Genomic DNA, 3,630 nt, shown 5'->3' on the forward strand with positions numbered 1-3,630 from the left:
ACGGGCGGCGGCCCGATCCCGTTGAACCGCCTCGAGATGGGCGGTCGCGCCCTTCGGCGCTGTCACGGTGTCCGCCAATCAACTCAGCATCCTGCTCACCCACCGTCGTGGTTCCCCGCGAGGTCACGATCGGGGTGTTGCGTTCAATCCAGTTCCGCAGTGTTGCCTGGTTGATGTCGAGCAGAGCACCCAGGCCTGCGGGCTGTCGGCGGTGCGGCGGGCATGCACGGGGCGCCGCCCCGCGGTTAGTTCTGGAGCTGTTGGACCAGTTCGACGATCATGGTTGCCGACAGCGACAGGATCGCGAGGAACCCGACTACGCCGAGGATGTTTTTCCACCAGGTGTTCTTCAGGTCGCCCATGAGGTTTCGGTTGTTACTCATGGTGAGCAGCAGGTAGCCCAGAAACGGTGCGACGAGCACGGTGAGGGCTTGGGCGAAGATGATCAGTTGGACTAGGGATTTGGTGAACAGGATGGTGATGACCAGTCCCCAGAGCAGGATCGTGGCGCTGGTGCATCGGGCGATGCGGGTGCTGGGTGAGGGACCGCGACCGAGCGCGTCGGAGAGCATGGTGCCGCCGGCGGTGGCGTTTGCGACCATGGCTGAGAACGCAGCACCGGAGAGCCCGAGGGCGAAGATAGTGGAACCAAGCTCTCCGGCAACAGGTTCGAACACTTTCGCGAGGCCGGCCAGGGTAGTGGCTTCAGCACCCTGTTGGCCGAGAACGGCAGCGGCGACGACAATGACCAGCGAGGTCATGATGCCGGGCGCGATGATGCCGGGGATGGTGTCGACGATGGTGGTGTCGCGGTACTGCGCTCGGGTGCGGCGGCGTTCGTGGGTGCCGTAAGAGGTGAAGAACGCGGCGTTGAGTGAGAAGTTCGTGCCGACCATGGCGATGACTACGAGCTGCGCGCCGGGCGGAATCGTGGGGATCAGCCCCTCCGCCGCTTGAAACCAGTCCGGGCGGGAGATGATCGCGCTGACGACAAAGGTGATACCCAGCAGCGCCACGATCACCAACAGGATCTTCTCGACGGTGCGATACACGTTGCGGAACAACAGGATCAATCCGACGAATCCAGTGCACAATGCGGTCCAGACAACGGGGGAGCCGCCGAACACCATGGACAGGCCAAGGCCGGATCCGACAGCGTTTCCGACCGAGAAGCACAGAGTGATGATGAAGACGCCGAATCCTGCGGCCAGGCCGACGCGATGGCCTAGGACGTCCTTGACCGAGCTGATCATCGAGATCGGGGTGCGGATGCCCAGGCGCACGCTCATGTCGGCGTAGACCAGCATGAATGCGGTCGAGACGACGATGACCCAGATAAGGGCGTATCCGTAGTCGCTGCCGGCTTGGACTGCGCTGGCAAGGTTACCGGGTCCGAACTGCCAGGCTCCGGCGACGAAGGCAGGGCCGGCGAGGGCGAGGGTACGCCACCAGGCGCGGGCCTTAGGGGGGCCGGTGATGGACAACTCGGCGGATTCGGTGACATCGGTCGCGGCGTCAGGCGCAGTGGACTCGCGCGTCCCGCTGGACGATGAGGAGGAGGGTCGACTCATCGGTGAGCCTTTCTGTGCGGCGTCCCGGGAGGTCGGGCGCCAAAACCGACCGAGGCCGGTGGAATGAGGTAGATCGTAGGGCGACTTGCCCCGGGAGCCGCAGAATCGGCAGCCCCCGGGGGCACCAGTTGAGCGGATCAGGCGAACGCGGCAACCGAGCCGAGTCCGGCCGATTGCAGCGCCGCGGCAATCTCGGCGTCGGCGCCGGCGGCCAGCGGCAGCAGCGGCGAACGCACGGTGGCGTGCTCGAGGATGCCGCGAGCAACGAGGCCTTCCTTGAGAGCCACGGTTCCCTCCATGTGTGAGCCGCGGTGATAGACGTTGGCGGTGACTGGCAGCAGACGGTCGTGGATCTCACGAGCCCGGGTGTAGTCCTTGGCCTTGCCGGCAGCGATGAGCTCGACCAGCGGCTCCGGGGCGAGACCGCCGTAACCGACCAGAGCGCCGTCGACGTCGAACATGGTATGCAGCAGATACTCGTCGTGGCAGGTCAGGATCTGCAGATCCGGGAACTCCTGGCGCAGGACCGGGATCTCGCGGTCCCAGCGGCGCATGTTGCGGACACCGTTCTTGGTGGCGAACACGCCGGGCTGTGCGGCGATTTCGAGCTGCGTTTCCAGGTCGTAGGTGGCTTTGGTGACGTCGGGGTACTGGAACAGGATCAGCGGTAGACCCGACTCGTCGTAGATCTGCTTGTAGCGATCCTGAGGGGCGCCCTTCTGGAAGCCGAATCGCAGCCACCCGTGCGACGGGTAAACGAGGCCGGCAGTGGCGCCGGCGTCCACGGCGCGCTTGGCTTCCTCGGCAGCGACCGCGGTGCCTTCGCCGGTGATTCCGGCGATGATCGGCAGCCGATCCTGTACTGCGTCGCGAAAGGCGGCAATGGTTCGGACCTGCTCGTCCTGGGTGAGGAAGGTGCCTTCGCCGGCGTGGCCGAGAACGACCAGACCTTTGACACCGTCCACGCTGGCCAGCCACGACCCGAGTCTCTGGATGGCGGCGTAGTCGACCTCGCCGTCGCGGGTGAAGGGGGTGACCGGGGCGGGGGTCAGTCCGCGCAGATCGATGGACTTGGGATCGACAGTGGACATCTGCGTCCTCGCTTTCCTGATGGTTGCTGAACGGCGGCGGCCGCCGAGATCGCGGTCGTGAAATCGTTCTTGGGAACGTTCCCGCTATCGGATCGACTCCGTGTTCGTCACGGGAAGCGGCGACGAACTCCACGATCAGCGCTGTTGGCGGTCGATCTCCGCCGCAAAGAAAGCCGAGGCCTGCTTCAAGATGGTGTTCGCCCGCCGCAACTCCCGGTTCTCCCGCTCCAGCTGCGCGATCCGCTCAGCCTCGCCGGTCGTGGTGCCCGGTCGCACCCCGCCATCGATCTCGGCCTATTTGACCTAGGTGCGCAGCGCCTCCGGGTGCACGCCGAGTTGGTCGCCGATGCGTTTGAGCGCTCCCGGCCGCGTAGCCGGGTCCCGGCGGGCTTCCACCGCCATCCGCGTCGCCCGCTCCTTCAGCTCAACGCTGTACTTCCGTGGTGCTGCCATACTCTCCATCCTTCACAGGTTCGAGAGCCTCCGACAACCCCTCGGCGATTCACATCGGCGATTCACATCGGCGAAATGCGCCAATATCTCCCGTCGTGAGGCCTTTGACATACAGCGACAGCACTACCCGATCCACATCGGTGACGCGTCGTTTGCTCTTACCGACGATCCCCGGATCGAAAGTGCCGTTGCGGTCGCGGGGCACCTCGATCGGCACCTGCCCGCACGCGTCGGTCAGCACCCGTTTCGTACGCGTGCCATTGCGTGAATTGCCGGTGTTCCGGCCGGCCACGTCATGTTTGTCATAGCCCAGATGCTCGGTCAGCGCTACACCCTGAGCACGTGAGCTGCGCACCAGATCGCTCACCAAGGCCTGCTCGGCCTTGGTGAGCTCACGCACCGCGTCCGCGGCGGTGACATCGTGTTCCTGACCGGTCCGAACCGGCCCCGCCACTGGGGCATCCACGCCCCCGATTGTGTCGGTCAGCGTCGTGATTCCTCCTGCCCCACGCCGG

4 protein-coding genes and 1 pseudogene are annotated in these 3,630 nt (G+C 65.3%); all 5 read right to left on the bottom strand.

All coding sequences use genetic code 11. The annotated features are described in order from the left end of the window. Window positions 1-245: 245 nt before the first annotated feature. Window positions 246-1,571: an Nramp family divalent metal transporter gene (locus tag FFS52_RS23410; protein WP_137811073.1), complete on the bottom strand. Its 1,326-nt coding sequence runs from the start codon at window positions 1,569-1,571 to the stop codon at window positions 246-248. 137 nt (window positions 1,572-1,708) lie between these two features. Next, a complete protein-coding gene (locus FFS52_RS23415) occupies window positions 1,709-2,662 on the bottom strand; it encodes a dihydrodipicolinate synthase family protein (protein WP_137811074.1) in 954 nt (317 codons plus the stop codon). Window positions 2,663-2,797: 135 nt separating this feature from the next. Next, window positions 2,798-2,938 (bottom strand): hypothetical protein, encoded by a 141-nt coding sequence (locus FFS52_RS23745; RefSeq protein ID WP_171011723.1) that lies wholly within the window; start codon window positions 2,936-2,938, stop codon window positions 2,798-2,800. 27 nt (window positions 2,939-2,965) lie between these two features. Beyond that, window positions 2,966-3,115 carry a hypothetical protein gene (locus tag FFS52_RS23750; RefSeq protein WP_171011724.1) on the bottom strand — a complete coding sequence of 50 codons (150 nt, stop codon included), beginning with the start codon at window positions 3,113-3,115 and terminating at the stop codon, window positions 2,966-2,968. A gap of 63 nt (window positions 3,116-3,178) precedes the next feature. Beyond that, window positions 3,179-3,581: pseudogene (locus tag FFS52_RS23420) on the bottom strand (transposase); the annotation flags it as partial. Between the last annotated feature and the right edge of the window lie 49 nt (window positions 3,582-3,630).

This window comes from Gordonia sp. ALPHA1B1, from assembly GCF_005502615.1.
Classification (GTDB): Bacteria; Actinomycetota; Actinomycetes; order Mycobacteriales; family Mycobacteriaceae; genus Gordonia; species Gordonia hongkongensis.